Annotated in this window: 15 protein-coding genes and 1 tRNA gene; 8 read left to right on the forward strand and 8 right to left on the reverse strand. The window is 67.4% G+C overall.

Annotated features, from left to right (window positions below; all coding sequences use genetic code 11):
* Positions 1 to 25: 25 nt before the first annotated feature.
* Complete coding sequence (locus AC3EO7_RS29790) at positions 26 to 949, forward strand: patatin-like phospholipase family protein (protein WP_431964469.1); 924 nt, start codon at positions 26 to 28, stop codon at positions 947 to 949.
* A 126-nt stretch (positions 950 to 1,075) separates the two neighbouring features.
* Here AC3EO7_RS29790 and AC3EO7_RS29795 read toward each other — a convergent pair whose 3' ends face one another.
* Entirely contained in the window at positions 1,076 to 3,019 is a 1,944-nt protein-coding gene (locus AC3EO7_RS29795) for a serine/threonine-protein kinase (RefSeq protein ID WP_435593036.1), read from the reverse strand.
* 312 nt (positions 3,020 to 3,331) lie between these two features.
* Here AC3EO7_RS29795 and AC3EO7_RS29800 point away from each other — a divergent pair, with 312 nt between their 5' ends.
* Complete coding sequence (locus AC3EO7_RS29800) at positions 3,332 to 3,679, forward strand: hypothetical protein (protein WP_431964465.1); 348 nt, start codon at positions 3,332 to 3,334, stop codon at positions 3,677 to 3,679.
* Between the two features lie 78 nt (positions 3,680 to 3,757).
* On the opposite strand, the gene AC3EO7_RS29805 is transcribed toward AC3EO7_RS29800, so the two are convergent.
* The 3 genes from AC3EO7_RS29805 to AC3EO7_RS29815 form a co-directional block, all read right to left on the reverse strand.
* A complete protein-coding gene (locus AC3EO7_RS29805; protein ID WP_435593037.1) occupies positions 3,758 to 4,963 on the reverse strand; it encodes a YncE family protein in 1,206 nt (401 codons plus the stop codon).
* Between the two features lie 103 nt (positions 4,964 to 5,066).
* Positions 5,067 to 6,416: an L-lysine 6-transaminase gene (gene lat / locus AC3EO7_RS29810; RefSeq protein WP_431964461.1), complete on the reverse strand. Its 1,350-nt coding sequence runs from the start codon at positions 6,414 to 6,416 to the stop codon at positions 5,067 to 5,069.
* Positions 6,417 to 6,480: 64 nt separating this feature from the next.
* Positions 6,481 to 6,933, reverse strand: coding sequence for an Lrp/AsnC family transcriptional regulator (locus AC3EO7_RS29815; protein ID WP_040686931.1), 453 nt, complete (start codon positions 6,931 to 6,933; stop codon positions 6,481 to 6,483).
* A gap of 121 nt (positions 6,934 to 7,054) precedes the next feature.
* Here AC3EO7_RS29815 and amaB point away from each other — a divergent pair, with 121 nt between their 5' ends.
* Positions 7,055 to 8,584 (forward strand): L-piperidine-6-carboxylate dehydrogenase, encoded by a 1,530-nt coding sequence (gene amaB / locus AC3EO7_RS29820; protein ID WP_435593038.1) that lies wholly within the window; start codon positions 7,055 to 7,057, stop codon positions 8,582 to 8,584.
* A gap of 63 nt (positions 8,585 to 8,647) precedes the next feature.
* Positions 8,648 to 8,721, forward strand: a tRNA-Met gene (locus AC3EO7_RS29825).
* Positions 8,722 to 8,762: 41 nt separating this feature from the next.
* Here the strand turns inward: AC3EO7_RS29825 and AC3EO7_RS29830 are convergent.
* Positions 8,763 to 9,374: a site-specific integrase gene (locus tag AC3EO7_RS29830; RefSeq protein WP_435593039.1), complete on the reverse strand. Its 612-nt coding sequence runs from the start codon at positions 9,372 to 9,374 to the stop codon at positions 8,763 to 8,765.
* A 267-nt stretch (positions 9,375 to 9,641) separates the two neighbouring features.
* On the opposite strand from AC3EO7_RS29830, the gene AC3EO7_RS29835 reads away from it, so the two are divergent.
* Positions 9,642 to 12,269 (forward strand): GmrSD restriction endonuclease domain-containing protein, encoded by a 2,628-nt coding sequence (locus AC3EO7_RS29835; protein WP_435593040.1) that lies wholly within the window; start codon positions 9,642 to 9,644, stop codon positions 12,267 to 12,269.
* Between the two features lie 64 nt (positions 12,270 to 12,333).
* On the opposite strand, the gene AC3EO7_RS29840 is transcribed toward AC3EO7_RS29835, so the two are convergent.
* Positions 12,334 to 13,056 carry an NUDIX hydrolase gene (locus AC3EO7_RS29840; RefSeq protein WP_431964454.1) on the reverse strand — a complete coding sequence of 241 codons (723 nt, stop codon included), beginning with the start codon at positions 13,054 to 13,056 and terminating at the stop codon, positions 12,334 to 12,336.
* A gap of 117 nt (positions 13,057 to 13,173) precedes the next feature.
* Between AC3EO7_RS29840 and AC3EO7_RS29845 the strand changes: the two genes are divergently transcribed.
* Positions 13,174 to 14,049: a 5'-methylthioadenosine/S-adenosylhomocysteine nucleosidase family protein gene (locus tag AC3EO7_RS29845; RefSeq protein WP_435593041.1), complete on the forward strand. Its 876-nt coding sequence runs from the start codon at positions 13,174 to 13,176 to the stop codon at positions 14,047 to 14,049.
* Positions 14,046 to 16,094 carry a hypothetical protein gene (locus AC3EO7_RS29850; protein ID WP_435593042.1) on the forward strand — a complete coding sequence of 683 codons (2,049 nt, stop codon included), beginning with the start codon at positions 14,046 to 14,048 and terminating at the stop codon, positions 16,092 to 16,094. The genes AC3EO7_RS29845 and AC3EO7_RS29850 overlap by 4 nt, the downstream gene beginning before the upstream one ends.
* A 549-nt stretch (positions 16,095 to 16,643) precedes the next feature.
* Here AC3EO7_RS29850 and AC3EO7_RS29855 read toward each other — a convergent pair.
* Positions 16,644 to 17,834: a hypothetical protein gene (locus AC3EO7_RS29855; RefSeq protein ID WP_431964448.1), complete on the reverse strand. Its 1,191-nt coding sequence runs from the start codon at positions 17,832 to 17,834 to the stop codon at positions 16,644 to 16,646.
* Positions 17,835 to 18,019: 185 nt separating this feature from the next.
* Here AC3EO7_RS29855 and AC3EO7_RS29860 point away from each other — a divergent pair, with 185 nt between their 5' ends.
* Positions 18,020 to 18,244, forward strand: a complete 225-nt coding sequence (locus AC3EO7_RS29860; RefSeq protein ID WP_431964446.1) for a hypothetical protein — start codon at positions 18,020 to 18,022, stop codon at positions 18,242 to 18,244.
* A gap of 23 nt (positions 18,245 to 18,267) precedes the next feature.
* Here the strand turns inward: AC3EO7_RS29860 and AC3EO7_RS29865 are convergent, their stop codons facing one another.
* Positions 18,268 to 21,741 carry an indolepyruvate ferredoxin oxidoreductase family protein gene (locus AC3EO7_RS29865; protein WP_435593043.1) on the reverse strand — a complete coding sequence of 1,158 codons (3,474 nt, stop codon included), beginning with the start codon at positions 21,739 to 21,741 and terminating at the stop codon, positions 18,268 to 18,270.
* Between the last annotated feature and the right edge of the window lie 768 nt (positions 21,742 to 22,509).

Here is a 22,509-nt window from a genome sequence, read left to right on the forward strand (position 1 = left end):
CCCGCTCTTGTCGTATCGTGGACCGGTGATCAGCTCTACCGTGGCCGAGATCATCCGAGGCCGCAGCACCACCGGATCCCGCGCGGACGGCCATCGGCTCGCGCTCGTCATCGAGGGCGGCGGCAGTCGCGGGGTCTATTCCAGCGGCATGGTGCAGGCGCTCGAGGAGCTCGGCCTCTCCGGGGTGTTCGACGCGGTCTACGGCACCTCGGCGGGCGCGATCAACGGCGCCTGGCTGCTGTGCGGGCGGGCCGTGCCGGGAATGCGCTCCTGGTCCGATCCCGAGATCATGCGGCGGGTGATCGATCCGAGCCGGCTGTTGCGCGGTGGCGCCGCCTTCGACGTGCGGTACCTGGTGCACCGGGTCTACGACGGCCTGGAACCCATGGATTTTCCCGCGATCCTGAACAACCCCACCACCTTCCATCCGATCGGCACCGACATCCGGACCGGCAACGCCATCGACCTGCGCCCGCACATCTACGACAAGCCGACCCTGATGCGGGCGCTGCGGGCCAGCGCGAATCTGCCGATCCTGGCCGGTCCGCCCGTCGTCTTGGACGGCGTGCCCTATCTCGACGGCGGCATCGCCGAGCCGATCCCCATCCACACCGCGGTCCGCGGCGGCGCGACCCATTGCCTGGTGCTGCGCACTCGCCGTGCCGACGAGGCCCGTCCGCCCGCCTCCCGCGTTCACCAGCTGGTCGGCGGCAACTATCTTCGCCTGCGGGCCCCCGGCGCCTACCGCGCCTGGCTGCGCCGCCCAGAGCAGGAACAGGCGGAGGTCGCCCTCTTGGCTTCCCTCGGCGAGACGGTCCTGCAAATCCACCCGCCCGCCGGGGCGCCCACCGTCGAAGGCACCGCCCGCGACACCGACCTGCTCACCAAGGCTCTGGAACTCGGCCGCCAAGCGGTCTACACCGCCTTCGCCCGCGTCGACGCCGCCTGAACGCGCCCGTGGTCGGGTCACGATGCGGACAACGCGGCCGATCCGCGAGCAACGGGCCGTTATCCGGCAGACGAGCGGAAATCGCGCCTCGATCCACGCTTCGAGTGCCGACAGCGGCTCGGCTCCTCAGTCGAGCGCGACGGTGACGCCGTTCGACAGCACGAAGTCGTGCAGTTCGAGGTGGTCAGGCGTGCTGCCTGGTGGCACGTCGAACACCAGCACGGTGGTGGCCGAGGCGCCGGGGCGCAGCTCGAAGGAGTAGCCGAGGCGCGACTGCATGGCTTGCCAGGCGGTGGCCGTGGTGTCGTGATCGAGCGCGTTGCCTTGGGCGTCCACGAGCTTCTGGCCGAAGGGCAGGAACCACTTCACCTCGTCGGAGATGTTCCGGACGGCGAGCGTGACGACCAGGTACGCGCCGCGCGCCGACTGTAGACCGACGCGCGAGACTCCCGACTTCACGTCGGTCACCGCGAATTCGAACTTGCCGTCCCGCACCGCGCTGTACGCCGGGGCGGGCGCGCCCGGATTCGGCGCGGGCTCAGGATGATCCTCGACCATCGCGGTCGGCGGAGGCGCGGTCGCCGACTCGTCCCCGCCGACCGCGGCGATCAACGCCAGGCACCCCGCGGCGAAGACGAAGGGCGCCAAGAAGATCACGACCAACGCCCCGATCACCTTGCGCAGCACCCCGCCTCGCTTGCGCCGGGGCGGCGGTTGCTGAGGACGGGGCGGCGCGACGTACGCGGGCCCGCGCGACGGCCACACCGGCCCGGGCGACCGCGAACGACGAATCGCGGGAACCGGTTTGCGCCGCAGGTACCACCGCTTGCCATAGGGATGCGCGACGGGCAGCACCGGCCGGGCCGCGGCCGACGGCGGCATCGCGGGCGCGTAGCCGATCGGCACGAGGCCCGGCGCGACGCCTGACGGTGCCGGGCCCTGTGGCACGACACCGGGCGGCGCGGAGCGCGGGGGCACGACACCCGCCGAATAGCCCTGCGGCGCGACTCTGGTCTGCACCAGCGTCGGAGTGGGTCCCGGCGCGGGCATCACCTTCGTCGGAGGAAGAACCCCCGAGGCCTTCGAGCCGGCCAGTTGCGCAGGCGCTTCCGTCGATGTCGGCGCACCGGTCCCGGCGGCGATCGGAGTCCGAGCATCATCGGCGGGCAGATCGGGCCCGACCGTCTCGACCCGCGTCGGCGGGAGCCCCGGCTGCTGGAGCACACGGGGCGGGTGCGGAGAACCGGGTGCGCCGGGCATCGGCGCGACGATCTCGCAGGCCGCCCGCACGAACTCTCCCGCGCTGGCGTACCGATCCCCCGGCTCTTTCGCCATCCCCCGCGCGATGACCGCGTCGAGGCCGGCCGGAACGTCCGGGTTCGCCGACGACGCGCTCGGCGGATCGGTCATCAGGTGCCCGTGCATCTGCCGGGCCGGGTCGGTGTCGCCGTAGGGGCGACGACCGGTGAGGGTCTCGTACAGGACGCAGGCGAGGGAGTAGACGTCCGCGCGCGCGTCGGCGTGACCGCTGAAGCGCTCCGGCGCCATGTAGGCCCAGGTGCCGATCGCCAGACCCGTTGTCGTGACCGAGGTCTGACCGGTGCCGCGGGCGATGCCGAAGTCGATCAGATAGGTGAACCCGCCGGGCGCCACCAGGATGTTGGACGGCTTGACGTCGCGATGGACCAGCCCGGCGCGGTGCGCCGCGTCCAGGGCGGCGGCGACCTGCCCGAGGATGTCGAGCGCCGCGCCCGCCGTGAGCGGTCCGCCCTCGGAGAGCCGCGCGGCCAAGTCGGTGCCTTCGACGAAGGCCATCTCGATGAACAGCCGCCCGTCCACGGCGCCGTGCCGGTGGATGGGCACGATGTGCGGATCGCGCAGCGCGGCGGCGACCTGGGCCTCGCGTTCGAAACGCTTCCGGTAGACCTCGTCCGCCGCGAGCTCGGCGGGCAGCAGCTTCAGCGCGACGTGTCTGTGGTCGGTGGTGTCGTAGGCCAGCCAGACCTGTCCCATGCCGCCCTTGCCGAGCAGCCGTTCCAGCCGATAACGACCGAACCGCGCCGCTGTCATCGCGAACCTCCCAGTCACCATCGACATCCGCCGCGCCGACGCGGACTCCCGAATGCCGGGGTACATCACCGAAAGTCCAGCTCACGACTGTCGTCGCGGGCCCAGCCTTACAGGGAGCGTACCCCCCGCGGACCGTCGTGAATGGTGTGAGCTACCCGACTTCCGCGCCCGCCGCCCGCCCCGCGGTGGCCGCGGCCGGTCACGCTAGCCTTTTCCCGTGGACGAGCTGCCCGGCCTCCGGATCGGCGCTCCCGTGCGGGAGCGCGCGATGGGCCGCGCCCTGCCGTTCGGCGACCGACAGGGAGAGCACTGATGGAACCCATCGAGATCAACGCGGGCAGCTGGTACCTGCGCGCACTGCGCGCCGACGAACGGATCGACGACCGCCCCGCGCTCGCCGCCGGCGGCATCACCGATCCCGAGTACGTCACCCGGCGAACCACCCAGTGGGACAAGGAAACCCACTACTCCTGGGCGGTCTGCGAACCCACCACGGCGGAAATGGTCGCCGAGATCGTCGTCACCCCCGCCCCGGACGGCACCGCCGAGCTCACCGGTTGGTCGCGCGCGGGTTTCGAACCCGCGCTCGACGCTGGGCGCACGGCGGTCGGCCGATTCGTCGAGGGCGGCCTCGGCCTGCGCCTGACCGAGACCAGCTGATCGGTCGCCGTCGATCGGACCCGTCGTGGCCGGGTCGACGAGGACGAGCGCACGGCCGCAGCGGACGCCGAGCTACGGCTAACGCATGACGCCGGTGTGGCCGGTCGAGTAGCGCCCCGGCTGCGGCCAGATGGTGAGGCCGTGCGGTCCGCGCCCGACCGGGATGCGGGCCAGCAGCTTCCACTCGACGATGTCGATCGCGTAGACCTCGCCGTGGTGGCGGCCCGAGGCCCAGAACACCCGGCCGTCGGCGGAGATGTTGCCCATGTCGGGACTGCCGCCGCCGGGCACGGACCACTTGTGCACCAGGCGGTTCTCCGCGAAGTCCCACACCGAGATGCTGCCCTCGTGCCGGTTGGTGATGAGCATCTGCTTGGAGTCGCGGGTGATGTAGAGCCCGTGCGCGCCGTCGCCGGTGGGCACGAAGCCCTTGCTCTCGAAGGTGAGCGCGTCGAAGACGTAGAGCCCGCCCGCCGCCATGTCGGCGACGTAGAAGGTGAGGCCGTCCGGAGAGAGCTTCACGTCCTGCGGCTTGCCCGAGCGTCCGCCCGCGAGATCGATGGTCTTGACCAGTTTGCGGTCCGCGACGTCGAAAACCTGCATGCGGCCGATGAATTCGCAGCTGGCCAGGGCGAAGCGGCCGTCGGCCGTGAAGTCCATGTGGTCGACGCCCGCGCAATCGGGCACCGAGAGGGCGTGCACTTTCTGCCAGGTCCGCGGATCGTAGAAGTCCAGCGACCTGTCCGCCTCGGCGACGACGAGGGCGAACTGGCCGTCGGGTGTGTAGTACATGTTGTAGGGGTCGCGGACCGGGAACGGCTCGCCGGGCAGACCGGTGCGGGGGTCGATCGGCCGCAAGCTGCCGCCGCCGATCGGAAGGTCGTTGGTGATGTAGAGCGTCTGCATGTCGTAGGACGGCACCACGTGCTGGGGCTCCTGCCCGCCCGCGGGAAAGGTGTCGATCACCTGGAAGGTGTTCGGGTCGATCACCGAGACGGTGTGGGACTGGCTGTTGGGCACGTACACCAGCGGCCGGTGATCGGCCACCGAGGGGCTCAGCTCCCGGTTGGCCGCGTACACGTCGGTCGGAGACAGCGGCGGTGGCATGCCTGGCAACAGATTGGCGATCTGCGAGGGCGGCGCGTCCGGGCTCGGCGCCGCCGCGACGGCCGAGCTCGTCGATTCGGTGACGACGGTGCCAGCCTCGCTCGTCGTACAGCTGGTCACCGCCGCCACAGCGGCCAAGGCCGCGAAGTATCCGCGAGGTGCGCCACGTCGGTTCACGCGTCTGCACCGTACCTGGGAGGAGTGAGACGACATGTGAGCGAAGCCTACGGGCCGGACAGCGATTTCCGGGCTATCCACGCCAGCAGCGCCGCGCGCCGTGTCAGTCGACCGAACCCAGCACCCTCTCCACGGCGTCGACGGCGGCGTCGAGCTGCGCCGCGCTGACCGTGAGCGGCGGCCGGAAGCGGATGCCGCGCTCGCCGGTGCCGATGATCAGCACGTGCTCGCGTTCCCGCAGCCCGGTCAGCACCGCGTCGCGCAGTTCCACCGTCGCCAGGGTGATCGCGCACATGAGGCCGCGCCCGCGCGGCTCGGTGACGCGCGGGTGCTCCGCCGCCAGCCCCTCCAGCCTGCGCAGCAGGTGCTCGCCGAGCGGCTTGGACCGCTCGATGAGCTCGTCGCGCTCGATCACCTCGAGGATGCGGCGGGCGCGGACCATATCGGCCAGGTTGCCGCCCCAGGTGGAGTTGAGCCGCGAGCCGACCGTGAATACGTTGTCGGCGATCTCGTCGACTCGCCCGCCCGCCATCACGCCGCACACCTGGGTCTTCTTACCGAAGGCGACGACGTCGGGCGACAGACCGAGTTGCTGGTAGGCCCAGGTGGTTCCGGTCATCCCGACGCCGGTCTGCACCTCGTCCAGGACGAACAGCGCGTCGTTCTCGTGGCAGAGCCGCTGCACGGCGAGCAGGAACTCCCCGCGCAGGTGCCGGTCGCCGCCCTCGCCCTGGATCGGCTCGGCGATGAAACACGCTATGTCGTGCGGATTCTCGGCGAACGCGCGGCGCACCTGGTCCAGCGCGTGCGCCTCGGCGGCCTCGATGTCGCGTCCGACCGCCAGGTACGGCGTGTCGACGCGGGGCCAATCGAACTTCGGGAAGCGGTCGGTCTTCACCGGGTCGGTGTTGGTCAGCGACATGGTGTAGCCGGTCCGGCCGTGGAACGCTCCGGTCAGATGCAGCACCTTCGTGCCGAGATCCCTTGACCTACCCTGCGATTCGTTGTGCCTGCTCTTCCAGTCGAACGCGACCTTGAGCGCGTTCTCCACGGCGGCGGCGCCGCCGTCGATGAAGAACAGGTGCGGTAGTCGCGGATCGCCGAGCACACGCGCGAACGTCTCGACGAACCGCGCCATCTCCACGGTGTAGATGTCGGAGTTGGAGGGCTTGTTCAGCGCGGCCGTCGCCAGCTCCGCGCAGAAGTCCGGATCGTCGGCCAACGCGGGATGGTTCATGCCCAGCGCGTTGGACGCGAAGAAGCCGAACATGTCGAGGTAGGTGCTGCCGTCGCGTTCGTCGACGAGGCGGCAGCCGCGGGAGTTGGTCAGGTCCAGCACCAATTCGAAGCCGTCGGCGAGGAGGTGCGCCGACAGGATCTCGTGTACCCGGGTCGCGGGGGTGACCGGTGCCGTGTCACCACCCGATCGGGTGCGCTCCAGTTCGAGGGTCACACCTGTAGGGTACGAAAATATTTACGGAATCTCTACAATATTGCGGAGTAATTACTCCGAATTGCTACCTGTCATAGAATGTCTGCAGGATGATGGTGCTGCGCGTCCGGACGTTGGCGGTCGCCCTGATCTCCTGGAGCAGCTGCTCCAAGTGGCGCGGCGAAGCGACCCGCACCAGCAACACGTAGCTCTCGTCACCCGCCACCGAGTGGCATGCCTCGATACCCGGGATATGTTGCAACACAGCGGGGGCGTCATCCGGCTGCGACGGGTCGAGAGGAGTGATCGCGACGAATGCCGAGAGCAGCTGTCCAAGGGCCTCCGGGTCGACGTGCGCGGTGTAGCCGCGGATCACGCCGCGCGCTTCCAGCCTGCGCACCCGCGACTGCACAGCGGAGACCGATAGGCTCGCCTTCTCGGCCAGGTTCGACAGGGTGGCGCGACCATCGGCCATCAGTTCACGAATCAGCAGGCGATCGATGTCATCGAGTACGGGTCTTGCCGGTGTATCCGCCATCAGTGGAGGCTAACCCAGTGAACGCTGCTCGTGTCGAAAACCCCGACTCGTTCACTTCTGGCAACCTGACAGCACCGCGTGCACGCCCGAAGCAGAGCCCAAAGCCGAAGCGGAGCAATCGATGACGAACACCTTGAGCGACCAGCTGACCCGCGATCTCGCCGACCGCGCGGCAACCCTGTTACGCGGTCTCGGCGCCGAGCCGCCCCAGACGGGTGAGCTGACCGCCCGCACTCCCATTACGGGCGGCGCGCTCGCCACCCTGCCCGCCGACCCGCCCGAGGCAGTCGACGCCGCGATCGGACGCGCCGCCGCCGCGTTCGGCGCCTGGCGCACGGTGCCCGCGCCCGCGCGGGCCGCCGTGGTGCGCAGGCTCGCCGAGCTGCTCACCGCGCACAAGTCCGAGCTGGCCGAGCTGGTCACCCTGGAGGCGGGCAAGATCGGCCCGGAGGCGGTCGGCGAGGTGCAGGAGATGATCGACATCTGCGAGTTCGCCATCGGGCTCTCCCGCCAGCTGTACGGGCGCACCATGCCCTCCGAACGGCCTGGTCACCGGCTGATGGAGACCTGGCATCCGCTCGGCGTGGTCGGCGTGATCTCGGCCTTCAACTTCCCGGTCGCGGTCTGGGCGTGGAACACCGCGATCGCGCTGGTGTGCGGCGACACGGTGGTGTGGAAGCCCTCCGAGACCACCCCGCTCACCGCGCTGGCCTGTCACACGCTGCTTCGGCGGGCCGCCGCCGACGTGGGCGCGGATCCGCAAGTGCACCAACTGATCCAGGGCGGTTCCGAGGTCGGCGCCCGGCTGGTGGACGACGAGCGGGTCGCGCTGCTCAGCGCGACCGGCTCGGTGCGGATGGGCCGCATCGTCGCGCCGCGGGTGGCCGCGCGGTTCGGCCGCTGCCTGCTGGAACTCGGCGGCAACAACGGCGCCATCGTCACGCCCTCTGCCGATCTGGAGCTGGCCGCGCGCGCCATCGTGTTCGCGGCGGCGGGCACCGCCGGGCAGCGGTGCACCACCCTGCGGCGGCTGATCGTGCACGTCGACGTGGTCGGGCCGCTGCTCGACCGGGTCTCGAACGCGTATCGGCAATTGCGCGTGGGCAATCCGCTCGACGAGGGGGTGCTGGTCGGGCCGCTGATCAACGAATCCGCGCGCACCGGCATGCGCGCGGCGATCGATCGCGCACTCGCCGACGGCGGCGAACTGGTCTGCGGCGGCGAGCCGGTGCCCGGCTTCGGCGAGCACGCCCACTACGTGCGCCCGGCCATCGTGCGGATGCCCGCGCAGACCGCCGTGGTGCGCGAGGAGACCTTCGCGCCGATCCTGTACGTGCTGACCTACCACGACTTCGAGCACGCCGTCGCGCTGCACAACGCGGTGCCGCAAGGACTTTCGTCCGCGATCTTCACCGGCGACCAGCGCGAGGCCGAACGCTTCCTCGCCGCCGACGGCTCCGACTGCGGCATCGCCAACGTCAACATCGGCACCTCCGGCGCCGAGATCGGCGGCGCGTTCGGTGGCGAGAAGCACACCGGCGGCGGCCGCGAATCCGGATCGGACTCGTGGAAGGCCTACATGCGCCGCGCCACCAACACCGTCAACTACTCCACCGAACTGCCCCTCGCCCAAGGCATCCAGTTCGGCTGAAACCGCCTCCGACCAGCCGATTAGGCGCCACGCCCGCCGCATGTGTAAGGTTGAGATCACCGACGCGGGGTGGAGCAGCTCGGTAGCTCGCTGGGCTCATAACCCAGAGGTCGCAGGTTCAAATCCTGTCCCCGCTACTAGGGAGAATGGCCCGGAACAGCATGTTCCGGGCCATTCTTCATTGACGGATGGGAGCGGGTTTGGGAACCTTAGCCAGGCTCACGACTGGTAACCCCGTCGACAGGGCCGGTGCCGCCCAGTAAATAGGTTGCACCGCGGACCGCCGCCTCCTCGTCCATGCCGGGGTCTTCAGGGTGAACACCACATCGGCGTCCCCCACCCGTTCGCCGACCACCTTGGGGCTGATCCCGGCAGCCAACGCTGCTCCAGTGACGTACGAGTGCCGCAGATCGTAGAAGCGAATCTCCGACAACCCCGCCTCAGCTGCCAGACGCTTGAACCGCGCCCGGATCGAATCCGGGTGGACCGGCTGCCCGTCCTCCCACGTGAACACTCCGCCGGTGTCCTGGTAGTCCTCACCGAAGAACTTTCGCTCAGCGTCCCGGACTTTCCTTCCAATCCCGCAGCACTGGACAGCGTCCGGGTCGAGTGAGTTTTGACGTGCGTAATCATCCGACTTCACCTGACCGTCGGCCCCGCGACCGGCGACGACCACGCGGCTCTTGTGGATCGACTGCATGGCACTGTCGAGATCGAGAGATGACCAGCGGACTCCACATATTTCGCCGCGCCACTGACCAGTGGCGAGTTCGAGCGCCTCACGGTCCATCTACTCTCGGGAACCTGCTACGCGGTGGTCAGCGACCGCATGTACAAGATCGCAGTGCTCGTCGCCGAGTGCTGGGGCCAAAGACTGGCAGAACATGAAATCGGTTCTCCTCGTATCCAGCATCTTTCTTCGTTTGGGGGTGCGGTTCAGCGCGGGGTTTCGTGATCGTTTTATCGAAGGTAGGATCCTGTCGATCTTTGACTGAAAGACGTTGGCACACAGCGCAAGTGGGGGAAGATGAAGGCTGGCGAGACAACACTTCGGAGCTTGTTGCAGGGCGAGCGGCAGTATGTAGTGCCGCTCTACCAGCGTCGGTACAGCTGGGAGAGGAAGCATCTGCGGAAGCTGTGGGACGACCTTATCGGGGTTATCGACGCAGGAGACGGCGCTTCGCATTTTCTGGGGTCGGTGGTGCTGGCACCGAGTCCTGCGAACACGCCGGCCGGTGTGCAGGTCTGGCTTGTGGTGGATGGCCAGCAGCGGCTGACGACGTTGAGCATTCTGCTGTGCGCTATCCGTGATCATGTTCGCGCAACAGACGGTCGCCTGGCCGCGAAGATCGATGATCTTTACCTGGTCAACCGGTATGCCAATGGCCTCGAGCGCTACACGTTGCTGCCGACGCAGGCGGATCGAGCCTCGTGGCAGGCGCTGGTGGAAGGATCTCCGGACGCTGGCGGAGAGGACCCGATCGGGGAGGCGTACCAGTACTTTTGTCGCGAACTGGCCTCAGCCGCTGACTCGGAGAACCCGCACGAGATCGCGCGTATCGAGCAAGCTATCGCGTCCCAGTTGAGCATCGTGGAGATCGCGGCGCATCCCGGCGACAATGTGCATCGGATCTTCGAGTCGCTCAATCACACCGGCCAGCCACTGACCCAGGCTGACTTGCTGCGCAACTACGTGTTCATGTGTCTACCCACCCGCGCTGAATTCGTCTACGAGCAGCAGTGGCGGCCGCTTCAGGGCCTGCTCACCAATGATCAGCTGGAGACGCTGATCTGGCTCGATCTGGTCATGCGTGGCGATGACCGGGCTACCCAGGCGGCGGCCTATCACGCGCAGCAGCAACGCCTCGCGGCATTCGGCGAGGCTGAGATCGAATCCTGGATCATTGAGCTGCACCATAAGGCGCGGCTGTTCCGCACAATTCTCAACCCGGACAGCGAACCGGACGATGCGCTGCGCCGCGGGCTGGACCGCCTCGATAGGTGGGGCGCGCAGGTCGTGCATCCGGTGGCGTTACGGATTCTGCTTGCCCGCGATGCCGGGGAACTCGATGGTGCCGCTGCTGCGCGTGCAATGCGGGCGGTGGAGAGCTACCTGGTGCGCAGAATGATCGCCGGTATCGGCAGTACGGGTAGTAATCGTGTGCTGATGACCTTGGTCAAGGAGCTCGGCGACGCAGTGCCCACCGCTGAGGAGATCACAAAGATCCTGTCCGGCAACCGCAAACGATTTCCGACCGATCAACATATTCGAGAAGCTGTGCTGGCCAACAACTTCTACTGGAGCGGCAGGGGCCCGCAGCGGGCTTATATCCTGCGCTGCTTGGAAGAAGATCTCCGGCACGGCGAGCAGGTGGATTTCGACCGAGCCAAACTCACCATCGAGCACGTACTTCCACAGTCGCCGACCGAGGAATGGTGGGCCATGCTCGCCGACGAGGTGGACGGCAACGACAGTCCGCAGGATTTGCACCAAGCCGTCGTGCATACGCTGGGCAACTTGAGTCTCACCGCCTACAACGGGAAGCTCGGCAACGACGGGTTCTCTACCAAACAACAGATCCTGCGCGACAGTGGTTTGGCGATGAACCGGGAGATCGCCAAGGCGGCACGATGGGGAGGCCAGGAGATCCGCGCCCGCGGCAAGTCGCTGGCCGAGCGCATCGTCAAGATCTGGCCAGGACCGGATGATTCGGTCGGTACGTTGCCGCCAGAGCCGAGGTGGCGCTTGATGATCGAAGTGCTCGCCTCGATCCCCTCCGGGCGGTGGACAACCTACGGCGACGTTGCGGAGGTGATCGGGTGTGCACCGGTCGCCGTGGGTGCCCGGTTGGCTTCCGTCCCGGCTCCCAATGCTCATCGGGTTCTGAAGTCGACCGGCCAGATCTCGCCCGATTTCAGGTGGCCCGACCCGGCTCGCACCGAGGATCCCCGCACGATCCTGGAAAAGGAAGGGATTCGATTTGACGCCGTTGGCCGTGCCGCGGCTCGCCAACGCATCACCGCCGCCGAGCTCGCTCGACGCACCGATCTCGACGTCGACGTTCCGGAAGTGGTCGATCCGGAACACCCGCTGCCCGCCCTCCTCGAGGGCAGCCTTACTGGAAAACCCGGGGGCCCAACCGAACCTGCGCCACAAGCCCACCTGGATGAGGTGCGCCGAAGCAATTCCGCCGAGGGCAAGGCTGGCGACCTGGTCTGCTATTGGATCATGTCTCCAGGCCCAACCCATACCGGGCGCAACCAGATTCGCGATTTCATCGAGCGCGGCGAGTGGCGAATGGACCCGAACCCCCGCTTCGAAAGCAAAGTCGCCGACATGCTGTCAGGGGAACGCATCGCCGTACGCACCCGCCGCACCACCGTAGACGACGTCCCGTTCGACCGGCGCGACGAACGCGTATCGGTCATGGATTTCGAACTGACCGGAACCATCACAGAAAATCCCGGCAACGGGTGCTCGGTGCGGGTCGACTGGGACCCCGAACCGCCCGCGCCGCGACGCTATTACCTGTACACGAGTCAGGACACCGTCTGGGCGCTGGTACGCGGGAAGACTCCGGTCTGGGATGACCTGATCGACTTCGCATTTGAAGGCAAAACTCAGCAGAACATCGACTTCCTCCGAAACCATCCGTACTGGAGAGACCGCTTCGGCGATAGGTGACGTATCGGGGCGGTCCCAGCACCTACGTCCTCGAAGGCGCGACAGATCCGGATCGCGGATCGGCTCAATTCGCGCTGGAGTGGGTGGTTGTGCGCGGTATCGCTGGATACAGGATGGATTCGGAGCCAGCACGGTAAAGGGCGGCGGGGCGGCCTCCGTGGCGGTTGGTCTGTTTTCCGGTGGGAATCAACGCACCCTTCGCGGCGGTGATCTTGCGGTGAAAATTCCGCTGGTCGAGAGCTTGGCCCCAGACGATCTCATACACCCTGCGCAGCTCGGTGATGGTGAACTCCGGTGCGCAGAATCGGGTGGCGAGCATTGTGTACTCGAGTTTGCTTCTGGTGCGCTCGACAGCGTCGGCGACGATTCGCTTGTGGTCGAAGGCGAGCTCGGTGTGTGCGTTCAGTAATGATTTGACGGGCATCCATCCCGCCTCACGTGCATCGCCACCGGCTACCGGTGCCGGCAGGTCGGGAATGAAGGCGAGGTAGCAGACGGTCACGACCCGTCTGCGTGGGTCCCGGTTCGGTGAGCCGTAGGTGCGTAGCTGCTCGAGATGTGCACGGTCCAGGTCCAGGCCGGTCTCTTCGGCCAGTTCGCGTTCTGCCGCTGTGTCCAGGTCCTCGCGGGTGTCGTCGAGGAATCCGCCGGGCAGGGCCAGCAACCCCTGCCATGGATCGGTCCCTCGTTCCACCATCAGGATCTGCAAGGTGTCATCGCGCACGGTCAGGACTGCAAGGTCCACCGCGATGGCGACTTCGGTCGTTGGCCAGTTACGTTCGGGCATAACGTATCTCCTCTCCACGGCTACTTTACGTCTTATTGACGTAAAAGGATCCGGCGGATAGCGTCAGTCCACGGAGGTCTCAGGTGACGCTCCGTTCCGATCACGTTGGGGAGAAATATGATCGTGATTCTGACCGCTCTGAACATCGAGCAGGACGCCGTGCTGGAGCATCTGGTCGACACCACCGTGTATGAGCACGACAAGGGCACGTTGTTCGATGTAGGCACCATCGCCGGGTACCCCGGGCATCATGTAGCGGTGGGGGTCACCGGCGCTGGCACTACCACCGCGGCGGCGCTCACCGAACGCGCCCGAGCCGAATTCTCGCCTGCGGTCATGATGTTCGTCGGCATCGCCGGTGGCTTGCGTGGCAAGCTGTCCATCGGTGATGTCGTAGTGGCGACCAAGGTCCACTCGTATCAGGGCGGGCGCAGCGAAGATGACGAATTTCTGGTGCGGCCACGTTCCTGGGAATTATCGCACCGGCTCGACCAGAAAGCCCGGCGGCTATGCCGGGGCAATCGTTGGCACGACTGGCTGCCCGAGCAAGCGCGCACGACCGAACCGAAGGTGTCCTTCGCGCCGATCGCGGTGGGGGACGTGGTCTTGGACTCCACCACATCGGAGCTCGCTCGCCGCATCCGCGCGTCGTTCAACGACGCGGTCGCCGTGGAGATGGAGGGTTCGGGATTCGCGCATGCGGCGGCCCTCGCCGATCAAGTGCCTGCCGTGGTCGTCCGCGGCATAAGCGACCGTGCCGACGGAGGGAAGGCGGAGGCGGACCGGGATGGCGGTCAGCTCATCGCTGCGCGGAATGCTGCTGCGTTCGCGGTTGCGCTGGCGGTTTCCCTCGAGCCGAAACCCGATTCAACGGCAGGGTCTGCTGCGCCGACGCCTCCGTCGTTGCCGCCGATCCACAATACGATGACCGCACGGGACCACGCAAAGGTCGGCGAGCAGATCGGTGTGCAATTCAACTCGGAGGCGAGATGATCCCCGACTCCACAGCGGCCGGTATGTCGGTGCACAACCATCTCAACGCGACCGGCCGCGCCCACGTCGGGCAGCAGATCGGTGCCCAATACAACAGATTCGTGGAGCACAACGAGACGATATACCACACCTCGCCCGACGACTCGCTGGACCGCAGGCACAAGGTGGCCAGAGATTTCCTCGCCGGCGGCAATCCCCGTCAGGCCGAGGAAATCCTGCGCCGCCTGCACCACACGGGCCACGCCACCACTGAACGCGCCTACCTGTACGTGCTGTCGGTGCTCAGCGACCGCTCGTTCACCGAAATCACCAATGAGCTGTCCGACGAGATCCACCACGCCATGAACGCGGTGCCGGGAGAAACCCGAGACGAGTGGCGGGAAGCGCTCGAGGTTGTCAACGAACTGCTGCGCTACGCTCATGCCGAGTTCAGCGAGGGGGCCATCGAGAACGAACTCGCGACCCCGCTGAAGATGTTCGGCGCCCTGAGCGTGGATCGGCAGGACGAGATCGTCACACACCTGAGCCGGATTCTCAGCGGTGCCGAGCAGGAGTGGCTCACCGCTGCGCGCAAACACCAGGTCGCAGTGCAACGGATGAGCGGCGATCGCGTCGGACGGGCGTGGAAGTTCTTCGAAGCCGATCCACGACCGCCCGGGAGATGGGTAACAGCGCCTGCTCCCGCCACCGCCACCGACTGGCGCGATGCCGTCCTCGGCTCGGTGGCAACGGTTTCGGCGATCGTGACCATGCTGATCGGTGAGGTCACGGCCAGCGCCCTGGCCGGAGTGGCACTCGTCGTGGCCGGGGGCTACGTGGCGGTGCGTTGCACGACCGTCTGGCAGACCCACACAAGGCATGTGCACAACGTGTGGGCCCATCGCCAGCCACAGCCCTACCAGCAGGAAGGTAAGTTCGACAAACTGGTCGACCAGTGCTTCCGGGCGTGGAATCCCGAAGGCCTATGGGAAACCACAGAGGGCTATCGAGGGTATCTCAAGCGCAGGTTGCAACAGCAGTACGGCCACTACGAATGCCACCCTTTCGAGTTGCAATGGCTGATCCGGTGGCATGTCCTTCGCATCGGCCAAGGATTCGACTATCCACCGGCGCGGCCAGCCGAAGCGCAGCGGGCGGCTAACTTTCGGACCGTCGGCGCAATAGTGTGGGTGGCAGTTTTGGGTGTGTTGGTGCTCGTCGGAGAGTACGGGGCGTTCCTGCTTGGTGTCGGCGGCTGGTGGGGTATCGGCGGCGTCGCCCGGATCGTCTCGGTGTCTCGGACGCAGCGTCTTCTCGCACAGGATGCCGAGATGGTGTTCGACGGCGAGCAGGCCGAGCATCACCGATGGCGCGGGGTTCTTGCCGACCGGCCCAGTGATTTGGAGATGGAGCGCTGGCTGGCCCTGGACAAGGCCCATCTCAAGAACGAGGCGCTGCGGCGGGCGAATCTTCGTGAGCGTGACCTGGTCACGTATGTGGTGCTGACCGAGCGGGCTCCCTTCGCGCGCAGGAGCAGGATCATCGGCGGGCCGCCGCGATACGAGGCGTATATGGTCTACATCTTCCTGTTGACCAAGTTCGGAATGCGAACCACACGAACCTATTTGAACCTCACCACAGGCGACGTCCGGAACGAGCAGCACCAGATGTGCACCTACGATGCTGTGGCTTCGGCCTCGGTCACCGAGAAAGGTGTCCGCACTTTCCGGGCCGACGGCAGCCCATCGGTGGGTAACCGCGCTGGCCGGGTCTTTCGGCTGATTCTGCTCAACGGCACCTGTATCGCCGAAGTCCGGGAGAACGGCCGAGCGATAGGCGATGAACCGCCCGGGGAGGACGACGAGCTCGAGGACGTGGCGTTCGTGCCGGCCGCGGGGTTCGACAGCGCGCTACGGGTATTGGAAGCAGTGGCCACCGAGGGCCGGGATTGGATCAACCGTGACCGCGAGCGCAAACAGCGTTGGGCACGAAACTGGTGCACGAGTCCTCTGTCAGGTGACACGATCGGATTCGGGAGGAACTCCGGCCGGACAAACCTCCGATGATCTGACAGCAAGTTGTAGCTCGCCCCTTCGGGCAACGCTGACTTGAAGATTCCGATCAACATGAGAGTTGATGGGGCCGCGTCCGGATTCGTACCATGAATCGACAGGCCAACACAGCTGCGCCGTTCGGGGACAGCTACGCGAGTCCAGGCCCCGATTGCGCCGGATGCCGCCGGACAGCGCGTGCAGCATTCCAGTGGGCGACATGCGCATCGACGCACGGCAGCGCCGTAGCGAAGTCACTTGTTCCGGCAACCGCAGATAGGCCGCGATCCCGATTCCGGCGCGCCGGATGGGAACGGATTGGAATGAAACGCATAGATACGCGGCCGAGACATGTAGAACCGAGCGGATGCCGATCTCGCGCCCGGACCCGCTGACCAGCGCATACGGGACGAGGCGTGACTCAGAGACCGCAATCCGGTTGGCAAATAACCCAGAGGTCGCAGGTTCAAATCCTGTCCCCGCTACAAACGGCTCAGGCCAGAGAGATTCGATCTCTCTGGCCTGACCCTTTCTCGTATTGTCCTCGGCGCGCGACGTCGACTCCTACCCCGATCCGGCGAGCCACCGCACGGTGTTGACGTAGCACGTCCCGAGATCGGCGAGCACGCTTCCCGGTACGGGTGGGTGGTAGGGCACACCGAACCCGCGGCGACGGTCGGGTGTCGAGCCGCAGGGGTCACCGATGAGGTTCACGTCGACGTAGTGATGGAACGAGGAGTCGGTGACGATCCGGCCCACCCCCGCCGGAAGACCGTCGTAGGCGCACAGGATGCCGAGGGTCATCGCGACCGAGGGCGCCGGGTCGCCGGGCGGATCGGCGGACAGACACGGGTCGGCGGTGAGGGCGACCGAGTGGCCCGCTGTCGCGGTCCCGGTGGCGATGACGCGCGGCGCGGGTCGCACACCGTCGGCCGAGGGGTACTCCGGCACCGGGGTGTCGCGCGGTGCGACGACCGCTTCGAGATCGGCCGGCGTCACCACTTCACCCTCGTGCATGTGATCAGGGAACCGGGTGATGGGCGCGCCGTCCGCACGCCGCAGGATGTCGTGGACGGGTGCGTCGAGGACGAGAGTCTGGGCGATGTCGTCGGACTGGTTGTCGAACTGGTACAGCGACTCCGTGTCCCGCACCAGGGTGCCGTCCGCGGCGATCCCGCCGCGCGGATTGAAGACCAGCGTGTCGGCGCGGTCCAGACCACCCGGCACCGACTTGGCGGGCCAATTGGCCGCCGTCACGACCTCGCCGCGCCAATCGAGCGCGTGCGTCGGCGCGTCGATGGGCCGATATTCCACACCGAACCACTTGCGCATGGTGCGCACCCGAGGTATCCGGCCGCACATGAACGAGCCCATGCCGGAATGGTCACCGGTCGCGAAGACCCCTCCGCCCGCGTTCATGAAATCGAAGACGGCCGCGACCTCGCCGTCGGCGATCGGCGTCCCGTGCACGGCGCCATCGTTGTTGCCCTCGAATCCGAACAGCCACAACACGTCGTAGTCGCGCAGACGCTCCGATCGGAAGTCGAAGTTCGGGAAGGCGGCATTCGGGTCGTCGCTTCGATGCGCGGTCTGCACCGAAATGTCCTGTGCCGGAGCGTGCTCCAAGAGGTAGACGAACTCCGTGACGGTGAAGGCATCGCGGTTGCGATCGACTCCGCCGGCGAAGCTGATGCCCTTTCGCGCTCGCGCGGACGATCGCCCGTCCCCTACCACCAGAACCTTGATCGGCGCCATGATATCCGTCCCCCGGATAGTCCCCGCCCGCCGCAGCGGCGAACGCTGACCGGCGGTGTTCGCTACAAGTAGACCACGAATATCGCAGTTCACGAGGCGTATTTCCCGGCACGAAAGGGGTTGCGGACCGACCGCCCGGGCCGCTACGCGACGGCTCGGATCGGAGCCGAACGATTTCCGGCGCCTTGTGTCGCACAACGGATTTCATCAAGATCGAAGTTGCGGGCGCACTTTCGCGCCGGCGGCCCAAGACCGTCAACGGCGACACCGTCACGCCGACGTGGACCCTGAATTCTACCGGGGCCCACGTCCTTACAGCGAAGCTGGTCGTCGGCGACTACGAGGAGACCAGCCTGACCATCCAGGTGGGCAACGGCATCAACGTCGGAAGCGCCTGCCTGGTGCAGTGATACCGGCGCGGCCGGCACGAGCCTCAGATCCTTGGCGGCTCGATGCCGAGTTCGCGCAGCCGCTCGGCGTAGGTCGCGACATTGGCGAGCTTGACGTCCTCGTAGCCGCGCACGACCTCGGCGAGGCCCGCCGCGCGAACGGCTCGGTCGTAGCCCGCTGCGTCCAAGGTGGTGGCCAGGTCGGTCACCATGCCGAGGTAGTGCGCGCGCAGTTCTCGCTCGACGCGGCGCACATGCGCGTAGCCGAAGGGGTCGAACTTGGTGCCGCGCAGGCGCTTTCCCTTGGCGAGCAACCGCAGCGCGAAGTGGCTGCGCGGACCCATGCCGATCTTCTTCTGCCTGCCGAGCGCCCGCAGCGCGGGCGGGTGCAGGCGGTAGGTGAGATTCGCGCCCTCGGGCATCTGCTCGGCGACCTCGGCCAGGAACGCCGGGTCGGTCAGCCGCCGCGCCACCTCGTACTCGTCCTTGTAGGCCGTGAACTTGTACAGACCGCGCGCCACCTGCTCGCTGAACTCAGTGCGGTCGGTGACTCGTCGTTCGGTCTCCCAGACGTGCTGCACGGTGCCTACGTAGTCGCGGGCCACCGCGACGCTCTGGAATCCGATCAGCTCGGCCGCCCGCAGCTCCACCAGCCGCCGCGTCTCGCCGGTCGCGGTCAGTCCGTCGAACAGGTTCGCGGGCGGCGTCACCCGCGCCGCCGCGGGCTTGCTGCGCGTGGTGGCGGCGGCGAACTCCGCGGGCCGTGCGATCGCCAGCCTGCCCCAACGGAAGGCGGCGATATTCGCGGCGACGGCGACGCCGTTGATCTCGATGGCCTCCTCGATCGACGCCGCGGGCAGCCGCAGTCCCCCGCTCTGGTACGCCGCGCCGACCAGCAGGAAATTGGCGGCCGCGGTAGTGCCGAAGAGCGCCTCGGCGGCGGCGAGCGCGTCGAAGGAACCCGCCACCCTGGCCGCCCGCGCCAGCCGGGCCAGCAGCGAGGCCTCGTCGGGGTAGGCGACGGACTTGTCGTAGACCATGTCGCCGGTCGGGGTCTTGCTGGTCGAGGCCACCGCGACGGTCGCGGTCGGCGAGCCGTAGGCCAGGTTCTTGTCGTCGGTCGCGGCGAGCAGGTCGAAGGCGAGGATGCAGTCGGCGGAGGCCGGGGCGAGCCGGTTGGCGGGCTCCAGCGCGTCCGCCGCGAAGCGCAGGTGCGACACCACCGGTCCGGCCTTCTGGCTCAGGCCGATCTGATCGAGGCTCGCCACGTCGTATCCGGCGCGCAGCGCAGCGGTCGCGAGCACCTGGTTCACGGTGACGATGCCGGTGCCGCCGATCCCGGCCAGGAAGACGTTCTGCGTGCCCGTCGGCGCCTCGAACGCGAGCTCGGGCAGGCGCGGCGGCTCCGGACGACGAACCTCCTTGCGCCGCTTGCGATTCGCCGGGTCGGGCAGCTCGACGGTGACGAAGGACGGGCAGTCGCCGTCCAGGCAGCTGTAGTCGGTGTTGCACGAGGTCTGATCGATGCGCGTCTTGCGGCCGAACTCGGTGTCCACCGGCTGGACCGAAAGGCAGTTGCTCTTGACGCCGCAATCGCCGCAGCCCTCGCAGACCGCCTCGTTGACGATCACCCTGGTCCGGCGCACCGGCAGCGCGCCGCGCTTGCGCTTGCGGCGGGCGTCGGCCGCGCAGTGCTGGTCGTAGACGAGCACGGTGACGCCGGGAATCTCGCGCAGCATGCGCTGGGCCTCGTCGAGCCGGTCGCGGTGCCACAGCAGGGTGCCCGGCGCGAGATCGCGCTTTCGGTAGCGCTTGGGCTCGTCGGCGCAGACGATGATCCGCCGCACGCCCTCGACGCTGAGCTTGTGGGTGAGTTTCGGAACGCCGAGCGAGCCCTCCGCGTCCTGCGCGCCGGTCATCGCGACGACGTCGTTGTGCAGCAGCTTGAAGGTGATGTTCACGCCGGCGGCGACGCAGGCCTGCACCGCCAGCTGGCCGGAGTGGAAATAGGTTCCGTCGCCGATGTTCTGGAACAGGTGGCCCACGTCGGTGAAGGGCGCCTGCCCGATCCACTGCGCGCCTTCGCCGCCCATCTGAGTCAGGCCGGTGACCGCGCTGTCGGTGCGGCCGGACATGGTCACCAGGGTGTGGCAGCCGATGCCGCCACCGGCCAGCGAGCCCTCCGGCACCGCGGTGGACCGATTGTGCGGGCAACCGCTACAGAAGTACGCCGCGCGCTTGGCGGGCAGGACGGACAGCGACAGCGGCTGCGGCAGTGGCCTCTTCGTCTCCAGATATCCGGCGAGCGCCCGGCGCAGCGGCCCGGCGATGCGACCCGAGGTGAGCTCGCCGTTGGGACTGAACAGCGTGCGACCCTCGGCATCGGCCTTGCCGACGATCTCCGGGGCACCCGCGCGGCCGTAGAGGATCTCGCGGATCTGCGTCTCGACGAACGCGGTCTTGTCCTCCACCACGACGATCCGCTCCAGCCCGTCGGCGAACTCCCGCACCCGCTCGGGCGCGATCGGATACGGCATGCCGATGCGCAGCAATCGGACGCCTGCCCGCGACAGCGCGGCGTCGTCCACGCCGAGATCGAGCAGGGCCTGGCGCATCGCGTCGAAGTCGGTTCCGGTGGCGGCGACGCCGACCCTGGCGCGCGCCGGATTCACCTCGATCACGTCCAGCTCGTTGACGGTGCTGTAGGCCTTCACCAGTTCCCAGCGCGGCCCGTACAGGTCCGCCTCGGCGATGACGCTGTCGGTCGGCGCCGCCATCGGCCGCTGCCGATAGGTGAACGGACTGCCCTCCCAGTCGATCTCGGGCACCGTGATGGCGATGTCGCCGACCGAGCCGTCCACCGTCCAGGCGCCGTCGGCCACATCGGCGACGATCTTCAGCGCCACCAGGCACCCGGACGCCCGGGACAGCGCGACGCCGTGCAGGCCCATGGTGATGATCTCGCGCGCGTTGCGGGGAAAGAGCACAGGGATGTTCATCGCGGCCAGCGACCGTTCGCTCACCGCGGGCACGGTCGAGGATTTCGCGGCCGGATCGTCGCCGACCAGCAGCAGCACGCCGCCGCGCGCATTCGCGCCGTACATATTCGCGTGACGCAACGCGTCGGTCGCGCGATCGAGGCCGGGTCCCTTTCCGTACCAGACCCCGACGACGCCGTCGTGCGTCGCGTTCCCGGCGGGCAATTCCGCCTGGCTCCCCCACACCGAGGTCGCGGCGAGTTCCTCGTTGAGGCCCGGCACGAAGGAGATGTCGTGTTCGGCGAGCACGGTGGGCATTCCGTTGAGCAGCTTGTCCACGCCGCCGAGCGGGCTGCCCTGATAACCGGAGACGAAGGTGCCGACCCGCAGACCCGCCCGCAGATCGCGCACGTGCTGTTCCACCAGTTGTCGCGCGATCGCCTGCACTCCGGTGAGCACGACGGCGCCGGAGCCGACCCGATAGCGGTCGGCGAGGTCGTACGGCGCGGTGATCAGATCGCGGTCGGCGAGCTCGGTCATCGGTCCACCCATCCGCTCGGCGCCCGATCGGGGCGCTTCGCATCGTTGAGCACTTGGTGCCGACATACTGTCCACAAAGCGCTGAATGAACAATAGATGGATCAAAGGTTGAGCAATCTGCTCAATTGAAGCGCTCACTGCTGGGCATCCCCTATGCATGATGCGAGATCGATATGACCGCTATCACACTCTGCGACAAATCACCTGATCACGGCCGTCGCGCGTGTCGGGCCGACGTCGGACACCGGCGAATCCGCCATCCAGAAGGCACGGCCACCCGCTCCGCCATCCGGAAGGCACGGCCACCGGCAACGCCTGCTGAGTTCGATCACCACTCGGCACGCCGACCGGCTCCGGTAGCCGGTCTCGCGACGCCCTCGGCCCGAACCACCCGGAGACGCCGCGAACCCGGTGCCGACGCGCCTCGCGGTCAGAACATTCGGCGGTGGAGAAGCACGAATTCCCTCCCGCATAGCAGCGAGCGCTCGAATCCGCGTACGCGTGAGTTTTCCCGAAATACCCCGCGAAATGCATTGTGACCACCACATTCCCATTGGTAGCACTTGCGAATATATCCCGTGGTTACCCGAACTCCGCGATCGCCGATTACCCTGCTCTTTGCTCGACGAAAGTTATTGCGTCGCCGTTCTTTCAGTGACTAGGGTGACACGGGGTACTCGGCACCATGCCGGTTCTCGGCCTGGCACGAGCCGGTTCCGCACGGGGGCAGCGATGCCCAGAGGTAGGCAAGAACATCGGTGATAAGCA

This window comes from Nocardia sp. bgisy118 (genome assembly GCF_057708605.1).